Below are 18,449 nucleotides of genomic sequence, written 5' to 3' on the forward strand. Positions count from 1 at the left end.
TCTAGGTAGGGCCTGATTCATGTGCGAGGCTCCGGCGTTCCACCAGGGCCCTCGCCCATTACCCGCCGATTTCCAAGCACGGTACGCGTCCAGACCTAGGCCTCGGAGTTTCCGCCGCCGGGTCGCTCGGCGCTTCCATTGCCGCCAGAGCAGGCCGCGTAAGCGGCGACGTATCCATTGATCCAGTGCTTCCAGCGGGCGCTTCACATCAACGAAGCTGAAGTAGTTGGCCCATCCTCGTAGGACTGGCCTCAACCCTTCGATTACCCGTTGGATGTTACGCCCCTTACCACGCTTCAGTATCTCACGGACACGCTGCATCATACGCTTCAGGCTGGTCTTGGCTAGCGTCAGTTTCGGCTGCTTGTGCCGAGTGAGACTGTAGCCCAGATAGCCGCGTTTCCATGGCCGATCCACTGCACTTTTGCGGCGGTTGACCGTCAGCCGAAGTGATTTCTCGAGATACTCACTCAAGCTGTCCATAACACGCTCGCCTGCCCGCCAGCTTTTGACATACACCTGCACGTCATCGGCGTAGCGGCAGAAGCGGTGGCCTCGACGTTCCAGCTCCTTGTCCATGTCGTCCAGCAAGATGTTCGCCAGCAGCGGGCTGAGGGGCCCGCCTTGGGGCGTCCCCTGCCGTCTCGGCGTAGGCAAGCCGTTCTGGAACATGCCCGCCTCCAGGTAGCGGCGGATCAGACGCAGCACGCGCTTGTCGTTAACGCGCCGCGCGACCCGTGCCATCAGTAGGTCGTGGTTCACTCGGTCGAAGAAGGCTTCCAGGTCAAGGTCGACTACCCAGCGGTGGCCGGCGGTGACGTGGGCCTTCATGGCCGAGACGGCCTGCTTAGCGCTGCGCCTGGGGCGGTAGCCGTAACTTGACTCGGAGAAGCTCGGGTCGAAGATCGGCATGAGCACTTGTGACAGCGCTTGCTGGATCAATCGGTCGGTAACCGTGGGAATGCCGAGCTGCCGTGTCCCACCCTTGGGTTTGGGGATGACGGCGGCTCGGGTCGGGCTAGGGTGATACGCATCGGCCAATAGCCGCTCGCGCAGCGTTGGCCAGTACTGCTTTAGGTGGCCCGCTAACTGGTGCACCGTCATGCTATCGACACCCGGTGCGCCTTTGTTGGCAACCATCTTACGGTAAGCCCGCTGCATGTTCTCCGGGTCAATGACCCGCTCCATGAGCGAGGCTGACTCCGCTTTCGTCCACGATAGCGACGCCGGGATCGTCTCGACGCTCACCGGCTGGGACGCGGGGTACTGCCCCTGCCCCTCTGGGTGAGTGACGGTGTTAGCGCCATGGTCTGTCTTCATGATCGATCCTCGAGACGTTATCGCCTACTCGCGGTTCTTCATGTTCGGCCCTTGGTGCCGCGGTGAACCGGCACTTACTATGGCCTCGGCTGACGTCTGATGATCCCTCCCGTCGCCTCTCGACGCCGGTAGCCCTGTGGCAGACCACCAGACCTCCCAGGGTAAGACGCGCGACCTTCCCGCTTATGCCTGTCGGATTTACCTCATGGCGTTCCGTGCAAGTATTGGGCTTTGGTGATTGCTGCCACCTTACCCCACCATGACGCCTCGTATCCGCTTCCTGTTCGTCAGGCCAGCGTTTTGCCTCGGGCTTCCTTCAGATTCTCCCTCGCGGGAGACACCCTTGCCGTCGGCTAGCACTTCCCCTTACCGGGCGTGCAGGGGACTTTCACCCCCAAGTCATCCTGAGGCACCACCCCCAGGAACAGCGCCTATCAAGGCGCTACGCGCCGTGCCTGGCGCACAGCAAAAAAAAGCGCCATTCAATGAATGGCGCGAGGACAGGAAACTGAGCACAGTATACCGCCGACCTAGACCAAAGTCTAACGGCTTGGTCAAAAATGTTTTCTAATGGTGCGCGGCCAATGCGTGGCGCACCATTTTGGCGCTTTCGAGGGCGGTGAATGATCCATTTGCGTGCCTAAGCTAATGAATAAAAAGTAAAAAGCAAAAGATGGCAGTGTTGCTGCAAGGTCTCTTCAATTTTGTATACAAGGTACTCACTGCCATGCCGATTCGCTCCCGTACTGCCCGTTCCCCTTTGTTTCCGCTAGCGCTATTTGGCGCGGTGCTGATGATGCCGCTCGGCGCTGCTGCCGAGACGACCTCGATTCGCTTCCAGCTGGACTGGCGCTTCGAAGGCCCGGCAGCGCCGTTTCTGATGGCAGCCGAAAAAGGCTATTTCGCCGAAGAAGGTCTGCAGGTTCAGATCGATTCGGGAAGCGGCTCTGCAGGGGCGGTGAACCGGGTGGCCTCGGGCGCCTATGAGATGGGCTTTGGCGATCTCAACGCGCTGGTCGAATTCCTTGCGGAAAACCCGGAAGGCCCCGGCATCAAGGGCGTCTATATCGTTTATGACGGCACGCCCGCGGCGGTGTTTGCGCGCAAGGAGAGCGGCATCGAGAGCCCCGCTGACCTGGCAGGCAAGACCATCGCCGCCCCGGCCTTCGACACCGGCTATCGCGCCTGGGGCATCTTTGCCGCTGCCAATGGGCTGGAGGCCGACGCGGTGGCGTGGCAAAACGTCGACCCTGCGCTACGCGAAACCCTGCTGACCCGGGGCGATGTCGATGCCATCACCGGCTTCTACTTCACCAGCCTGCTCAACCTGGAAGAGCGCGGCATGAGCGAAGACGAGCTGACCATCATGCCGTTCCCCGACTACGGCGTCCCGCTGTACGGCAACGCGATTCTGGTCAGTGATGCCTTTGCCGATGCCAACCCCGAGGCCGTGAAGGGCTTCCTGCGCGCCTTCAACCGTGCGCTGGGAGAGACCCTGGCAGACCCCGAAGCAGCCATCGAGTACGTGCGTAACCGCGACGGCCTGATCGATGTCGAGATGGAAACGCGTCGCCTGAAGCTGGCGTTGGAGAGCGTGGTGGATACCCCCGATGCCCGTGAATATGGTGTGGGCGGTGTGGATGACGAGCGGCTGAGCCAGGCGATTCAACTGGTGGCGGATGCTTACGATCTGCCCACGTTGCCATCCCCCGATCAGGTCTTTGACTCCCGCTACCTGCCGCCGGTAGAAGAGCGCATGCTGCTGCCGGAGGCGGAGTGATGTCGGCAGCGTTCGTCCGCTTCGATGACGTCAGCCTGGCGTACGACGGCGCGGGCAACGCCATCGAAGATATCGACCTGTCGATCCACGAAGGCGAGTTCGTCGCCTTCGTGGGGCCGTCAGGGTGTGGCAAATCCACCTTTATGAAGTTATGCACGGGCCTGCACGCACCTACCCAAGGGAGTGTCAGCGTGGATGGCGCGCCGGTCACCGGACCACTGAAAATCTCCGGTATGGCGTTTCAGAATGCCAACCTGCTGCCCTGGCGTACCACGCTGGATAACGTGCTGCTGCCGCTGGAAATTGTTGAGCCCTACCGTCGGCAGTTTCGTAAGCGTCGCGAGGAGTTTGTGGGCTGGGCGCGCTCACTGCTGAAAACCGTCGGGCTCGCCGAGCATGAGAATAAATACCCTTGGCAGCTCTCCGGCGGCATGCAGCAGCGGGCGTCCATTTGCCGGGCGCTGATCCACCAGCCGCGCCTGCTGATGTTGGACGAGCCCTTTGGCGCGCTAGACGCTTTTACTCGCGAAGAGCTGTGGTGCGTACTGCGGGATTTATGGGAAGCCCAACGGTTTACCGTGGTGCTGGTAACCCACGACCTTCGTGAAGCGGCCTTCTTAGCCGATACGGTGTATGTGATGAGCCGCCGCCCAGGTCGCGTTATTGAGCGTCGCTCCATTGAGCTGCCTCGCCCCCGAGCGTTGGAGACCACCTACGAAAAACCCTTCATTGATCTGGTGCAGGAACTACGCGCCCAGATTGGCGAAGTGCGTAGCACCTGATCGATGACTCTCTGCGTCGGCACCATTAAGGCATTTTTTTATGACCGTAAATAGCAAACTGATTGAACGTCTGGCGCCCTGGATCGCGGTGGTGGTGCTGGTGATGATCTGGGAAGTCACAGTGCGGCTATTTAACGTACCGAGCTTTATCTTCCCCAGCGCCTTGGAAACCGCGCAGGCGTTGATTACCTATGCAGGCCCCATTGGTCAGCACTCTTGGCAAACCTTCTGGACCACGCTGATCGGCTTTGGGTTGGGAGTGGCGGTCGGGTTAGTGCTGGGCTTTATCATCGGCTCGTCGCGCTTTTTGTACAACGCCTGCTACCCGCTCTTGGTGGGTTTCAACGCCATCCCAAAAGTCGCGTTCGTGCCCATTCTGGTGGTTTGGTTTGGGATCGGTTCCGTGCCTGCCATCCTCACCGCGTTTTTGATCTGCTTCTTTCCCATCGTGGTAAACGTGGCGACGGGGCTGGCGACGTTGGAGCCGGAAATGGAGGACGTGTTGCGCGTATTGGGTGCGCGGCGTATCGACGTGCTGCTCAAGGTGGGCCTGCCGCGTTCGCTGCCGTACTTTTTTGCCTCGTTGAAAATCGCCATCACCCTAGCGTTTGTGGGCACCGTCGTATCGGAAACCGTCGCCTCTAACCAGGGCATCGGCTACCTGATGATGAGCGCTGGTTCGCAAATGCGTATGGGGCTGGTATTCGCCGGGCTGCTGGTGATCAGCGCGATGGCCATGGTGATGTACGAACTGTTTGCCCAATTAGAAAAGCGTATGACTGCCTGGGCACACCGTAGTTGAGAAAAGAAACGCCGTAGCGGCGAAGTACCGCTGCGGTTTAACTGAATTTGCTGGCATAGCCAGTGTTGAACAATAAGGGGACCCAATGAAATATTTACCCATCGCTAGTTTAGCCGCTGCCATGTTGATATCACCGCTTGCCTCGGCTGAAAAACTATTTTCAGACTCAAGTATCTCGCTGCTATATAGCGATCAGTACCAAGCGTTTGGGCGTAATGAGCGCACCGATACCTATGTCACCTTTGAAAACGTGACGGCACACGACTGGGGCGGCACTTTTTTGTTTGTGGATCGTAACCAAGGGCGAGGTAAAGCCGATGGTGACGACGATCTGTATGGCGAATTCTCCCCAACGCTCAGCCTTGGCTGGCTAAGTGGCGTCGATTTGCAGCGGGGCGCGCTGAAAGATGTGTCGCTAGCAGGAACCTATGAATTTGGCGGCGGCACCAATGCTACCAACATTCTGACAGGCGTGAGCTTCGCCTGGGACGTGCCAGGCACAACGTACTTCAACAGCACGTTCTACTACGTCAATAACAGTGAAATCGCCGATGATCTGCAAATGACGCTCACCTGGGGTGCGCCGTTTGAGGTGGGAGCATCGCGTTTTCTGTTTGATGGCTATATCGACTACTCAACGTCGGCATCGGACCATGACGCAGAGTTTCATTTCAACCCACAGCTAAAATTAGACTTAGGGCACTACCGTGGCCGTCCAGGGGTGCTCTACGCAGGGATTGAGTACTCCTACTGGCACCATAAATATGGCCTTTCCGACAGCGTTATGGATACGGAAAGCGCGGTGAGTGCACTGGTTAAATTTCACTTCTAATCGGCGTGGGTAGCACCATGATGGTGCTACCAGCTATACAGCAGCGAGGCGCTGGTCGTGGTATCAGTGCGCTCGCTGGCATCCTCCGGGGGTTGTGAGTTGTGCTTCACTTCATAAGAGAGGCGCAGCGACAGCCTAGCGTTAAGACGGGCGGTAAGCGCCGTTAGCGAACGGCCGGTGGTGTTTGCATCGGTGTACTCTACCGACATCTCCTGGGCAATATCAGCGTAATCAGAGAGTCGGTAGCGGTAGTCCAGCGCGGTATAGGCCACGGCCAACTGCTGGTTATCTTCTTTTCGCGGGCGATCATTGCGGTAACCCGGGCCTGCTTCCAGCGAGAGCGTGTGCTGCTTATTCTCTAACAACTGCCGTCCATAGCCACCAATTACCGAAAGCTGTTGGTCGTACCCGGCAAAACGGTCCTTCTCCCAGCGGGCAAAGCCAAACAGGTAGTGCGGCCCGCTAAAGTCGTAGCGTTCACGCCCTGCGAGCAGATATTGCTCCGCGCTGGTTTCGCCATCCTTGCTGACGTTACGCACTTCCCCTCGCAGCGAATGGGTCAACTGACCGGTCAGCCAGGTCAGACGCGATTTGCCGATCAGTGTTTGGCTATCGGTGTTGCCAGAAAGATGGGTAAAACCAAGCTCCGCATCGCCGCTAAATTCGGGGGTGTCCTCTTTCGGAGGCGGCGGCGCATAGAACGGCGAGGCAGCAACGCCGGTCGCCCAAAGTGCGCTGCTAGTGAATACCAGTGAGCGTAGCAAATGTCGCACGACACTCCTCCTTGAGCTTGGGTTCAGTAAGTGGCTGCTATATAAGCAAAGTGAGGTGAAAGCGCAACGACTAACGCCGCTTGGCGCTGCGTGCCATAATGACGCGGTCGCGCACCATGAGTTCCGTTATGACTGCTCCTCGCCCCCGAACACTAGCCGAATTACAGCGCTGGCGCCGTACCCGCGCCAAGCGCCGCTGGTACAAACGCAGTTTTCGCCTGCAAGTCATGATGCTGGTGGGGCTGCTGCTGGCGGGTATGTTGCTGGCCCAGGGCACCTATTTGAACCACCGCAAAGCCGAGATCATCACCCACCAAATGGGCGAGCGGGCACTGGCTGTGGCCAAAACCGTGGCCGGGATGCCGCAGATTGTAAACGCTTTTTCCTCTCCTGACCCCTCCGCCATTATTCAGCCCCTTGCCGAACGAGTCCGCCAGGAGACTGGCGCGCGCTACGTGGTGGTGGGTAATGCCCAATCGATCCGCTACTCCCACCCTGTGCCCGAGCGTATCGGCCAGCCCATGGTGGGCGGCGATAACGACCAGGCGCTTATCTATGGCCAGTCGTATGTTTCCGAAGCCACCGGCACGCTGGGTACGGCCATGCGCGGCAAAACTCCGGTGTGGGATGAGGAGGGCAATATCATCGGGGTGGTCTCGGTGGGCTTTATGCTCGATCGCGTCGATATGGACGTGGCCCGCTACACCAGCCTCGGCTGGGCGCTGGTGGCGCTGATGATTATGCTGGGGTTCGCCGGTGCTTACTGGCTGTCGCAGCACTTGAAAAAGATCATTTTAGGGCTGGAGCCTTACGAAATCGCCCGCTTGGCGATGGAGAAAGAGGCCATCCTGCAATCGATTCACGAAGGCATTCTCGCGGTGAACCGGGATGGCCATATCACCCTGGTGAACCAGCAGGCGCGGCGCTTTTTAGAGCTGCCCGACGAGCATGTGCTGCTGGGTCAGCCGATCCGTGAGGTGGTGCCCAATTCGCGGCTGTTGGAAGTCTTGAAGCATGGCGAGCAGGAGTTTGACCAGGAGATGTGGCTGGGGGATCACCCGGTGGTGGTCAATCGCGTGCCGATTCTGCATGAAGGGGAAATAGAAGGGGCTGTGGCCACTTTTCGTAGCCGCCGAGAAATTATCGACCTCTCCCAAGCACTCACCCAAGCCAGTCGCGATGTGGATATGCTGCGCGCCCAGGCCCACGAGTTCTCCAACAAGCTCTACACCATTTCGGGACTGCTGCAGCTTCAGCGCATCGACGAAGCGCTGGCGCTGATTCATCAGGAAACCGAGCGCGCCCAGGCGCAAATGAGCTTTTTAATGCGCCACGTGGCGGATGCGGTATTGAGCGGCACGCTGCTGGGCAAACTCACCCGCGCCCGCGAGCTGGGCGTTACGTTAGAAATCGACGAGCAGAGCTCGCTCTCCTGCCCGCTAACGCCCACCGGCCAAGAGGTTATGATGAGCGTGGTGGGTAACTTACTGGATAACGCCTGCCACGCCGCGCTCAACGGCCCTCACGGCGACCAGCCCACTGTGCGGCTGTTTTTCACCGACCTGGGCGAGCAGCTACTTATTGAAGTGGAAGATAACGGTGCCGGGGTGCCCGCCGAGCATGCGGAGTCGATTTTTGCCGAAGGATTTTCCACCAAAACCGGCAAGCATCGGGGCATAGGGCTGGCTCTGGTGGCGCGGCTGTGCCGCCAGCACGGGGGCGCAGTGACGCTGGAAGAGAGCGAGCTGGGCGGCGCATGCTTTATTGCCGTGCTGGACCGCTCGCTATGCGCCGAGGCCGCCACCGAGCCTGCGCCCTCATAACGACACGAATAATGACGACGCTAATGAATAAGAGGAAACGCCATGTCTGCGACGCAATACGGCATTTTGGTCGTCGAAGACGATTTTCGCATCGCCGATATCCACCGCGCCTTTATTGAGCAGAGCGACGGGTTTTATGTGGTCGGCATGGCGCGCAACGGCAGTGAAGCCAAGGCGCTGATGGCCCAGCACGCCGCTGATATTCAGCTCATTTTGCTGGATGCCTACTTGCCCGACGTGGAGGGGCTCGAACTACTCTGGGCCATCCGACGGGATCATGTTCATGTGGATATTGTGATGGTGACCGCCGCCAAGGAGGTGGAGACCATTAGCGAGGCGCTGCGCGGCGGCGTATTCGATTATCTGATCAAACCCATTGAAGCGGCCCGCATGAACCAGATGTTGACTCGCTTCCGCCGCGAGCGTGAAGTGCTGGCGAACCGTGCCGAGATGAGCCAGGACGAGTTGGATCACGTGTTGGCCCGGGTTACCCCGAGCGAACCCACACGCTCCGACAGCCGAGCGCTACCCAAGGGCATCGACCGCTTAACGCTGCGCCGGGTGGTGGATGCGCTGGCTGCCGCGCCCGACTCGCTCACCGCGATGCAGGTGGCTCGCACCATGGGCGCCAGCCGCTCAACCGCGCGGCGCTATTTGGAGTTTTTAGTCGCTGAACAGGCGGTGAGCGCCGGGCTAGGGTATGGCGATGTGGGCCGCCCCGAACGGCGCTATCGGCTGCTAGGCGCCGCTAAGGGGTGGCTAGAAACGTTATAAGCATGTCTGCGTGAACAAAATGAACAAAACGCACAAAAAGAACAATTTGTCGTTTATGGTCATAAGCTTGCCGCTAGGGGGGGCGCTCTTCTAACGTTCGCTGCGTAACCACACACAGTTAATAGCCGAGTGCCCGGCGCCGTTTATTAACTCTGCGTATGAAGAAGCTTGGTTAACAATAAGCCAACGTTAATAACAACACTGTTTAAATAACAATGTGGAGAACGCCAATGACGACGCTACCCCTAAAGCGCATCGCCGTGCTGGCCCTGCCGATGGCGGCCCTGGCCATGACGACATCTGCCCAAGCGCAGGAGTGGACGCCGAGCAAGTCCATCGAATTCATCGCCCCCGCCAACCCCGGCGGCGGTTGGGATACGCTGGTACGCACCATGTCCCGCGTGATTCAGCAGGAGTCTCTGGCAGACGAAAGCTTCGCGGCCATCAACGTACCTGGCGGCGGCGGTGCCGTGGCGTGGGCCCAGGTCGCCCGCGATAGCGGCAACCCCCACAAACTGTTTGCCACCAGCCCGCCGATGATTCTGGTGCCGCTGGCAGGCGCTTCCCGCTACGACCACACTGACTTCACGCCGATTGCGCGTATCAACACCGACTACTCGATTATTCTGGTCGCGGCGGATTCCGAATACCAAACCCTGGAAGACCTGTTCGAAGCGCTCAAAGCCAATCCCGGCCTGAGTGTGGGCGGCGGCAGTGCGCCAGGCTCCATGGACCACATCTCGATGGCGGGCTTGGCGTCGGCGGCGGGAATGGAGCCCTCGGCAGTGAACTATATCCCGTTCTCTGGCGGCGGCGATGCCATGACCAACCTGATGGGCGGCCACATTGAAGCGGTGATCGGTGGTGCTGGTGAAGCCGTGGGCCAGCTTGGCGAAGGCAGCCAGCTGCGCGCGCTGGGCGTCTCTTCTGAAGAGCGTCTGGGCGGCGGTTTGGCCGAAGTGCCCACCTACCAAGAGCAGGGCTACGACTACACCTTCGATATCTGGCGTGGCGTGATGGGCGCGCCGGAAATGCCGGAAGAAGCGGTGGAGTACTACGAAACGCTATTCGCTGAAATGCTCGAAACCGACGCATGGCGCGAAGCCAGCGACCAGCTGGGCTGGATCGATGCCTACCAGGATAGCGAAACGTTTGGTGCCTTCCTGGACGATCAGCAAGCGCAGTTCAGCAGCGTGCTGACCGATCTGGGCCTGCTGCGCCAGTAAGCGCCAGCGCCCGTTAGAGATTCCCCGGCGGCGCCACGCCGCTGGGATCTTCTGTCTGTTACCGCGAGGGCCAGCGCATCCGCGTTGGCTCCTTCGGAGAAATCCCAATGACCCGATTGAATACTAACCAGTGGCTAGCGCTTGTACTGGCGCTGGTGGCGGCTGCTTATTTAGCCATGGCTTGGCAAATCCCGACGTTCCCCTTACCGCGTCCGGTGGATTCCGACCTGTTCCCCAAAGTATTGGGCGTGTCTCTGCTGCTGCTGGCGGCGCTGCTGTTTTTTGAAAAGCCGAGCGCTATTGCCGGGGCCGATGAGATCGACCATGAGGCCACCAACGGCCCGCTGCTGTTCACCCCCTGGGCGCGTGTCATTGTGACCTCGTTAGCCATCGCCGCCTATGCGTTTTTGCTGGTGTCGCTGGGCTTTGTCTTGGCTTCCACGCTCTTAAGCGTTGGTTTAACCGCCTACTACGGCTATCGCCGCCACGGCGTCAACCTGGCGGCATCGCTGGGTGTGGTGCTGGCCCTTTACCTGACTATGACACGGGTAATGGATGTTTACCTACCCACCGGCGTACTGCCGTTCTAAGCAGGGCGTGCTGACGCACGCTTAGCGGGTTTTAACGCGAGACACTCCCATGGATGCCTTAAACAATCTGATGTATGGCTTTGGCATCGCGCTTGAGCCAATCAATATCGCTTACGTTTTCGCCGGTGTGTTTGCCGGTACCATTATCGGTATGCTGCCAGGCCTAGGGCCGATCAGCGCGCTGGCGCTGATGATTCCGATTACCTTTGCCATGGAGCCCTCCTCCGGTTTGATTCTGATGGCAGGGGTCTATTACGGCGCTATTTTCGGCGGCTCGACCTCATCCATTCTGCTCAACGCCCCCGGCGTGGCGGGCACGGTGGCAACCTCCTTTGACGGCTACCCGATGGCCAAGCAGGGCATGGCGGGTAAGGCACTGGCCATTGCGGCGTATGCCTCGTTTATCGGCGGTACGGTATCGGTGATCTTTTTGATGCTGGTGGCACCGCTGCTCTCCAAAGTGGCGGTAAGCTTTGGCCCTGCTGAGTACTTTGCACTGATGGTGCTGGGCTTAACGGCGGTGGTGTCACTGTCGGATAAATCCTTGGTAAAAGGCCTGATTGCGGCGGTAGTGGGTGTGATGATCTCGATTGTGGGGATCGACACGCAAACCGGTACCGAGCGCTTTACCTTCAACTCGATTCAACTGCTCGACGGTATCGACTTTCTGGTAGTGGCGCTGGGTATCTTCGCCCTGGCGGAAGTGTTCTACATGCTGCTGCGTGGGGGCGGTGGCAAGGAAGCTCCGCGCAATGCCATCGGCTCGCTCAAGCTGAGCGGTAGTGAAGTGAAGAAAATTGCTGGCCCGATTGGCCGCAGCTCCGTACTGGGCTTCTTTACCGGCGTATTGCCGGGGGCGGGCGCCACCATTGGCTCTTTCCTGGGCTATAGCATGGAGAAGCGCCTAGCGAAAGATGGCGACACCTTTGGCCAAGGCAACATCAAAGGCGTGGCCGCGCCGGAAGCGGCCAACAATGCTGCGTGTACCGGCTCTTTCGTGCCGCTTTTAACCCTGGGTGTACCGGGTTCCGGCACTACGGCGGTACTGCTGGGCGCGCTGCTGGTAATGGGCGTCACCCCTGGCCCGATGATGCTGGAGCAACGTCCGGACGTGTTCTGGGGCGTGATTGCCAGCATGTATATCGGCAACATCTTCCTGCTGGTGCTCAACCTGCCGCTGATCCCGCTGATCGCTAAAATCCTCGACCTGCCGCGCCCGCTGCTGCTGTCGATGATTCTGATCTTCTGCATGATCGGCGTTTACGGCATGAGCTTTAGCGTCTTCGACCTGCTGCTGCTGTTGGGCTTTGGCCTGTTGGGCTTGGGCATGCGCCTGTTTGGCTTCCCCACTGCGCCGCTGATCCTTGCGCTGATCCTGGGTAACATTATGGAAGAGTCCATGCGCCGGGCGCTGCAGATCTCTGGTGGCGACTGGACCACCTTTATCGATAAGCCGATTTCGCTCTCTCTGTTGGTGATTGCGATGCTGTCGCTGGGCCTGCCGTTGCTCAAGAAGCGTCGTAATAAAGCGGCCACTGCCGCTAACTAACGCTCAGTGCGGTACCCCCAAAGCGCCCTAGCGTCTGCTAGGGCGCTTTTTTTATGGTGCATCCCCGCCGGTGGTGCAAAGCGCCGTGTTGGTGCATGAATATCGTGCATGCGCGCCGCCGCGTTGCGCCATCTTGGTGCTAAGCCGCCTGAGTTGTGTTTTTTGTACACGGCTAAGTGATTGATTGTATTTTTAATAGTGGCCTTTGTTCCACATTGGCGCACCCCTTGCAGTGTGTATAGCGACGTGTGAATACGAGTTGTAACTCGCGACCCACGAGTGGACGCACCAAGTGCCCCGTCGCCTCAATAACGACAACGCTTGGTCGCGGTACCCCAAACACGAGCCCCAACCATAAGGGGCGCAAGGAGGTTCAAGTGACCACACTGCAGCGCAAGACACACCCTCGTACCCTTGGCCGTTTCGCCACGGCCCTGATCACCGCCGCTGTGATGGGCGCCAGCGCGCAAGCGGTTGCCCAAGACGACGCCCCCATCAAAGTCGGTATTCTGCACTCGCTCTCCGGCACCATGGCCATCAGTGAATCGACCCTGAAAGACACCGTGGAAATGCTCATCGAGCAGCAGAACGAAGCCGGAGGCCTGCTTGGCCGTCAGCTAGAAGCCGTGGTGGTTGACCCCGCGTCTAACTGGCCGCTGTTTGCCGAGCGCGCCCGCGAGCTGCTGGCCCAGGAAGAAGTGGATGTGATCTTCGGCAACTGGACCTCCGTCTCCCGTAAAGCGGTGCTGCCGGTGGTGGAAGAGCTGAATGGCCTGCTTTTCTACCCGGTGCAGTACGAAGGCGAAGAGTCGTCTGAAAACGTCTTCTACACCGGTGCCGCCCCCAACCAGCAGGCCATTCCTGCCGTTGAGTATTTGATCAACGAAGTCGGTATCGAACGCTTCGCGCTGATCGGCACCGACTACGTCTACCCGCGCACCACCAACCGCATCTTGGAAGCGTTCCTGAAAGATGAGCACGGTGTGGCCGAAGAAGACATCATGGTCAACTACACGCCGTTTGGTCACTCGGACTGGCAGAACATCGTCTCCGAAATCCGCCGCTTTGGCGAAGAGGGCAAGCCCACGGCGGTGGTCTCCACCATCAATGGCGATGCCAACGTGCCGTTCTACCGCGAGCTGGCCAACCAGGGGATCGATGCCGCCGACATTCCGGTGATTGCCTTCTCGGTGGGTGAGCAGGAGCTTTCCGGTATCGACACCGCGCCGCTAGTGGGCCACCTGGCCGCCTGGAACTACTTCATGAGCGTGGACACCGACGCCAACTACGACTTTATCGACGCCTGGATCGAGCACACCGGTGACGAGATGGCGGTGACCAACGACCCCATGGAAGCGCACTACATCGGCTTCAACATGTGGGCCGAAGCGGTGCGTAAAGCGGGTACCACCGACGTGGATACGGTGAAAGACGCGATTATCGGCGTGACCGTGCCGAACCTCTCCGGCGGTTACGCGGCGATGATGCCTAACCACCACATCACCAAGCCGGTGTTGATCGGTGAAGTTCAGGATAACGGTCAGTTCGATATCGTCTGGCAAACGCCCTCTACCGTGGCCGGTGATGCGTGGTCGGATTACCTGCCGGGCTCCCGTGACCTGATCTCTGATTGGCGCAAGCCCATGGAGTGCGGCAACTTTAACGTTGTGAACGGTTCCTGTGGGGGCAGCACCGCAGCAGAAGAAGCCGAAGCAGCGCTCGCCGAGTAACTTTCGTCCCCTACTGTGCCAGCGCAATGGCGCAGTAGGGGAGCACGCTACCTCTCCCATTTGATCACCAAAGGAAGAACCCCATGAGGCGTTTCCTTTCCTTGGGGCTACTGTGCCTGATGCTACTCGGCACCGCCGTGTCGGCGCAGGCACAAAGCAGCTCCTCGACTCCCGATGACCAAGCCGCACTCGCGCTGTTGACCGCGCTGGATGTGGACTCCTACCGCGATAAAGGCGAAGCCATTACCGCTATTCTACAAAGCGATGACGAGCGCGCCCGCGACTGGCTGCAGGCGCTGCTGGATGGCCGCCTTCAGCGCACCGACGATGGTCGCTTCGTGCTGGTGCTTGAGAACCGTGGCCGTGACTGGCCAGTGGCGGATGCGCTGACCAACGAGCCGCTGGGTGAAATGTCCCGCCGCGACCTGGACCGTATCGGCATCAACAATGCGCTGCGTAACCAGCTACGTAGCGCCATCGCCGTGGTGGACCTCTACTCGCCCAATGTGGAACGCCGCCGTACCTCCGCCGAGCGCCTGTTGGGCGAAGTGGACGAGACGCTGGCCGAGCCTCTGGAAGCGCTGATTGCCGAAGAAGAGGATAGCCAGGTGCAGCGCCGGTTAGCACAGGCACTGGCCATTTATCAAACCGAAGCGGGCCAGATGGAAGGTGTGGAAGCGCTGCATGGCAGCCTGCATCCGCGTGCCCGTGTGGCCCTCAATCGCGCGGCCAATGGCGATGACCCAGTGGTCGCCGACGCGGCCAGAGAGGCGCTCCTCAGTATCGAGCAAAACCTCAAGCTCAATCGTGGCCTCGAAACGCTCTACTTTGGCCTGAGCTTGGGCTCGGTCCTGGTGCTGGCAGCGATTGGCTTAGCGATTACCTTTGGCGTGATGGGCGTGATCAACATGGCCCACGGCGAGCTAATGATGTTAGGCGCCTACACCACCTGGATGATGCAGCAACTGCTGCCGGGCCAGCCCGGGTTGGCGCTGATTCTATCGATACCGGCGGGCTTTATGGTGGCTGCCCTGGTGGGCATTGCCATCGAACGGGGCGTGATCCAGTTCCTCAAGGGCCGCCCGCTGGAAACCCTGCTGGCAACCTTCGGTATCAGCCTGATTCTGCAGCAGCTGGTGCGCACGGTGATCTCTCCACTCAACCGCACCGTGGTGACGCCGGAGTGGATGAGCGGCTCGCTGGTCATCAACGACGCGCTGTCACTCACGCTCAACCGGATGTTCGTGCTGGGCTTTGCGCTGGTGGTGTTCGCTGCGCTGATGCTGATTATGCGCCGTACCCGCTTAGGGCTTGAAGTGCGTGCCGTTACCCAGAACCGCGCTATGGCGCGCTCTATGGGTATTCGCGCCACCCGCGTGGATATCATGACCTTTGCGCTGGGTTCCGGCGTGGCGGGCTTGGCGGGCGTGGCGCTCTCCCAGCTCACCAACGTAGGCCCCAATCTCGGCCAGAACTACATCATCGACTCGTTCATGGTGGTGGTGTTCGGCGGCGTGGGTAACCTGTGGGGCACGCTGGTGGCAGGGCTCTCGCTGGGGGTAATCAACCAGGTGCTGGAACCTTGGGCGGGCGCGGTGCTGGCCAAGATTATCGTGCTGGTCTTCATCATTCTGTTTATTCAAAAACGCCCGCGTGGACTCTTCCCGCAGAAGGGCCGGGCTGCGGAGGGCTAACCCATGATGACGCAAGCAACATCCAGCCAGTTTTGGCTCACCCGCCCGTTCGGTGAGCGGGCCACTCAGACCTTCCTCGGCGTGCTGTTTGCCGCGCTGCTGCTGGTCACCGTGCTGCATTTGGCGGTGCCCCAGGGGCATCCGCTGCATGTGAACGCTTACACCGTTAACCTGTTCGGCAAGTACCTAAGCTACGCGCTGCTCGCGGTGGCGGTAGATTTAGTATGGGGCTACCTGGGCATCTTGAGCCTGGGCCACGGGGCGTTTTTCGCCATTGGCGGCTACGCCATGGGCATGTACCTGATGCGCCAAATCGGTGACCGTGGCACCTACGGTCACCCGGTCCTGCCGGACTTTATGGTGTTCCTCAACTGGGACAGCCTGCCCTGGTACTGGCACGGCTTCGATATGGCCTGGTTTGCCTTTGCCATGGTGCTACTGGCACCGGGGCTGCTGGCGCTGGTGTTCGGCTTTTTGGCCTTCCGCTCGCGGGTAACGGGGGTGTATCTGTCGATTATTACCCAGGCGCTCACGTTTGCCTTGATGCTAGCCTTCTTCCGCAACGAGATGGGTTTTGGCGGCAATAACGGCCTGACCGACTTCCGCGAGCTGCTGGGCTTTAACCTGCGTAGCGATGCCACGCGCTTGGGGCTGTTTATCGCCACCGGCGTGGCGCTGGCGCTGGGCTATATCCTCTGCCGGGCAATCGTGACCAGCAAACTGGGCCGGGTATGTGTGGCCACGCGGGACGCCGAGGCGCGCACGCGCTTTATTGGCTACCGGGTCGAGCGCTTCCAGCTGTTTGTGTTTGTGGTCTCGGCCATGCTGGCGGGCCTTGCCGGGGCGCTTTATGTGCCGCAAGTAGGAATTATCAACCCCAGCGAGTTCTCGCCGCTGTTCTCGATTGAAATTGTATTGTGGGTGGCGCTGGGTGGCCGGGCCACGCTGTACGGCGCGGTGATCGGCGCGATTTTGGTCAACTACGCCAAAACCATCTTCACCGGCATTATGCCCGACGCCTGGTTGTTCGCTCTGGGCGCGCTATTCGTGCTGGTCACGGTGCTGCTGCCCAAAGGTGTAGCGGGGCTGTTAGGCCACCTAAAACGCCGCAAAGAGGATGATCACCCACCCAAGGAGGCCGCTGCATGAGCCTATTACAATCGCTAAAAGCGCGGGATCGGGTGTTTGATTTTATGGCCACCGAGGCCTCGCCGGTCGACGTGCGCCACGGCCCGATTCTGTATATGGAAGATGTCACCGTCAGCTTTGATGGCTTCAAGGCGATCAATAACCTGAACCTGACCATCGACGACGGCGAGCTGCGCTGCATTATCGGCCCCAACGGGGCCGGTAAAACCACCATGATGGATATCATTACCGGCAAAACCCGCCCCACCGAAGGCAGCGTGTGGTTCGGCAGCCGCCATAACCTGCTGCAGATGAACGAGCCGGAAATCGCTAGCCTCGGCATTGGCCGCAAGTTCCAGAAGCCCACGGTGTTCGAAGCGCTCAGCGTATTCGAGAACCTGGAGCTTGCCATGGCCACCGACAAGCGCATCTTTCCCACGCTGACCGCCCGCATGACCAGCGAGATCAGCGACCGCATCGACGACGTGCTGGATACCATCGGCCTGACTGCGCTGCGCTTTCAGCCCGCCGGTATTCTCTCCCACGGCCAAAAACAGTGGCTGGAGATTGGCATGCTGCTGATGCAGCGCCCGCGCCTGCTGCTGGTGGATGAGCCGGTGGCCGGGATGACCGAGCAGGAGATGGAGCGCACCGCCGAGCTGCTCACCGGTTTGGCGGGCAAGCAGTCGGTGGTGGTGGTGGAGCACGACATGGGCTTTGTGCGCTCGATTGCGCGCAAAGTAACCGTGCTGCACCAGGGCAGCGTGCTGGCCGAAGGCAGCATGGATCAGGTCTCCAACGACCCCAAAGTGGTCGAGGTGTATCTAGGGTCGGATGAAGAGGAGAGCGCCTGATGCTGGCGATTGAAAAACTCAACCAGTTCTACGGCGAAAGCCATACGCTGTGGGACTTAGACCTAGACGTGCCCGCCGGGCAGTGCACCTGTGTGATGGGTCGCAACGGGGTGGGTAAAACCACCCTGATGAAAGCCATCATGGGGGAAGTGGCGGTGAAGAGCGGCCAGCTGCGCTACCAGGGCAATGATGGCGAGATCGAACTCACCAAAAAAGCCGTGGAAGCGCGCTCGCGACTGGGCATCGGTTTTGTGCCCCAGGGGCGGCAGATCTTCCCGCTGCTCACGGTGGAGGAGAACCTGCGCACCGGGCTTGCCGCCCGGGGCGACGGGCTGAAAAAAATCCCCGAGCGCATCTACGAGCTGTTTCCGGTGCTCAAGGAGATGAAACACCGCCGTGGCGGCGATTTGTCCGGTGGGCAACAGCAGCAGCTCGCCATTGGCCGCGCGCTGGTGATCGAACCGAAACTGCTGATTCTCGATGAGCCAGGAGAGGGCATTCAGCCCAATATCGTCGCCCAGATTGGTCAGGTGATTCGCCAACTGATCAAAGAAGACGGCCTGACGGTGCTGCTGGTCGAGCAGAAGCTACCCTTCGCCCGCAAATACGCCGACCGCTTCGTGATCATGGACCGCGGCCGCCCAGTGGCCAAAGGCGAGATCAGCGAACTCTCCAACGAGCTGATTAAGCAGCATTTGACGGTTTGAGTTATCCACAACCACTTTAACCTTTCTTTTCCTGTTGACAGAGCACACTCTAATAGCCCTCTCGTTTCATGTAGAAAAGAGGGGG

Annotated in this window: 16 protein-coding genes; 14 read left to right on the forward strand and 2 right to left on the reverse strand. The window is 59.8% G+C overall.

Features of this window, described 5'->3' with window-relative positions; all coding sequences use genetic code 11:
• A partial coding sequence (ltrA, locus tag AC13CY_RS03575) for a group II intron reverse transcriptase/maturase (protein ID WP_483052294.1) occupies positions 1 to 1,320 on the reverse strand: 1,320 nt, incomplete at its 3' end.
• Between the two features lie 727 nt (positions 1,321 to 2,047).
• On the opposite strand from ltrA, the gene AC13CY_RS03580 reads away from it, so the two are divergent.
• From AC13CY_RS03580 to AC13CY_RS03595, 4 genes are all read left to right on the forward strand, one after another.
• Entirely contained in the window at positions 2,048 to 3,100 is a 1,053-nt protein-coding gene (locus AC13CY_RS03580; protein WP_058579827.1) for an ABC transporter substrate-binding protein, read from the forward strand.
• Positions 3,100 to 3,882 carry an ABC transporter ATP-binding protein gene (locus tag AC13CY_RS03585; protein ID WP_062375517.1) on the forward strand — a complete coding sequence of 261 codons (783 nt, stop codon included), beginning with the start codon at positions 3,100 to 3,102 and terminating at the stop codon, positions 3,880 to 3,882. The genes AC13CY_RS03580 and AC13CY_RS03585 overlap by 1 nt, the downstream gene beginning before the upstream one ends.
• Positions 3,883 to 3,922: 40 nt before the next feature.
• On the forward strand, positions 3,923 to 4,684 hold the full coding sequence (locus AC13CY_RS03590; protein ID WP_474790788.1) for an ABC transporter permease: 762 nt from the start codon (positions 3,923 to 3,925) through the stop codon (positions 4,682 to 4,684).
• A gap of 85 nt (positions 4,685 to 4,769) precedes the next feature.
• Positions 4,770 to 5,516, forward strand: a complete 747-nt coding sequence (locus tag AC13CY_RS03595) for an outer membrane protein OmpK (RefSeq protein WP_083022995.1) — start codon at positions 4,770 to 4,772, stop codon at positions 5,514 to 5,516.
• Between the two features lie 26 nt (positions 5,517 to 5,542).
• On the opposite strand, the gene AC13CY_RS03600 is transcribed toward AC13CY_RS03595, so the two are convergent.
• Positions 5,543 to 6,280: a DUF481 domain-containing protein gene (locus tag AC13CY_RS03600; protein WP_230834455.1), complete on the reverse strand. Its 738-nt coding sequence runs from the start codon at positions 6,278 to 6,280 to the stop codon at positions 5,543 to 5,545.
• 137 nt (positions 6,281 to 6,417) lie between these two features.
• On the opposite strand from AC13CY_RS03600, the gene AC13CY_RS03605 reads away from it, so the two are divergent.
• The 10 genes from AC13CY_RS03605 to urtE all read left to right on the forward strand — a co-directional run bounded on the left by AC13CY_RS03605 (position 6,418) and on the right by urtE (position 18,364).
• Positions 6,418 to 8,112, forward strand: coding sequence for an ATP-binding protein (locus AC13CY_RS03605; protein ID WP_062375519.1), 1,695 nt, complete (start codon positions 6,418 to 6,420; stop codon positions 8,110 to 8,112).
• 42 nt (positions 8,113 to 8,154) lie between these two features.
• Complete coding sequence (locus tag AC13CY_RS03610) at positions 8,155 to 8,886, forward strand: response regulator (protein WP_483052295.1); 732 nt, start codon at positions 8,155 to 8,157, stop codon at positions 8,884 to 8,886.
• 230 nt (positions 8,887 to 9,116) lie between these two features.
• A complete protein-coding gene (locus AC13CY_RS03615) occupies positions 9,117 to 10,112 on the forward strand; it encodes a Bug family tripartite tricarboxylate transporter substrate binding protein (RefSeq protein WP_483052296.1) in 996 nt (331 codons plus the stop codon).
• A 107-nt stretch (positions 10,113 to 10,219) separates the two neighbouring features.
• On the forward strand, positions 10,220 to 10,702 hold the full coding sequence (locus tag AC13CY_RS03620; RefSeq protein WP_483052297.1) for a tripartite tricarboxylate transporter TctB family protein: 483 nt from the start codon (positions 10,220 to 10,222) through the stop codon (positions 10,700 to 10,702).
• Positions 10,703 to 10,751: 49 nt separating this feature from the next.
• Entirely contained in the window at positions 10,752 to 12,251 is a 1,500-nt protein-coding gene (locus AC13CY_RS03625; RefSeq protein WP_483052298.1) for a tripartite tricarboxylate transporter permease, read from the forward strand.
• Positions 12,252 to 12,628: 377 nt separating this feature from the next.
• On the forward strand, positions 12,629 to 13,981 hold the full coding sequence (gene urtA, locus AC13CY_RS03630) for an urea ABC transporter substrate-binding protein (RefSeq protein WP_483052299.1): 1,353 nt from the start codon (positions 12,629 to 12,631) through the stop codon (positions 13,979 to 13,981).
• Positions 13,982 to 14,064: 83 nt separating this feature from the next.
• On the forward strand, positions 14,065 to 15,675 hold the full coding sequence (urtB, locus tag AC13CY_RS03635) for an urea ABC transporter permease subunit UrtB (RefSeq protein ID WP_483052300.1): 1,611 nt from the start codon (positions 14,065 to 14,067) through the stop codon (positions 15,673 to 15,675).
• A 3-nt stretch (positions 15,676 to 15,678) separates the two neighbouring features.
• Positions 15,679 to 16,824 carry an urea ABC transporter permease subunit UrtC gene (gene urtC / locus AC13CY_RS03640; RefSeq protein ID WP_062359185.1) on the forward strand — a complete coding sequence of 382 codons (1,146 nt, stop codon included), beginning with the start codon at positions 15,679 to 15,681 and terminating at the stop codon, positions 16,822 to 16,824.
• Positions 16,821 to 17,657, forward strand: a complete 837-nt coding sequence (gene urtD / locus AC13CY_RS03645; protein ID WP_483052301.1) for an urea ABC transporter ATP-binding protein UrtD — start codon at positions 16,821 to 16,823, stop codon at positions 17,655 to 17,657. Before urtC ends, urtD begins: the two co-directional genes overlap by 4 nt.
• Entirely contained in the window at positions 17,657 to 18,364 is a 708-nt protein-coding gene (urtE, locus tag AC13CY_RS03650; RefSeq protein ID WP_089674721.1) for an urea ABC transporter ATP-binding subunit UrtE, read from the forward strand. Before urtD ends, urtE begins: the two co-directional genes overlap by 1 nt.
• Positions 18,365 to 18,449: the final 85 nt, after the last annotated feature.

This window comes from Vreelandella sp. L-15 (assembly GCF_056857635.1).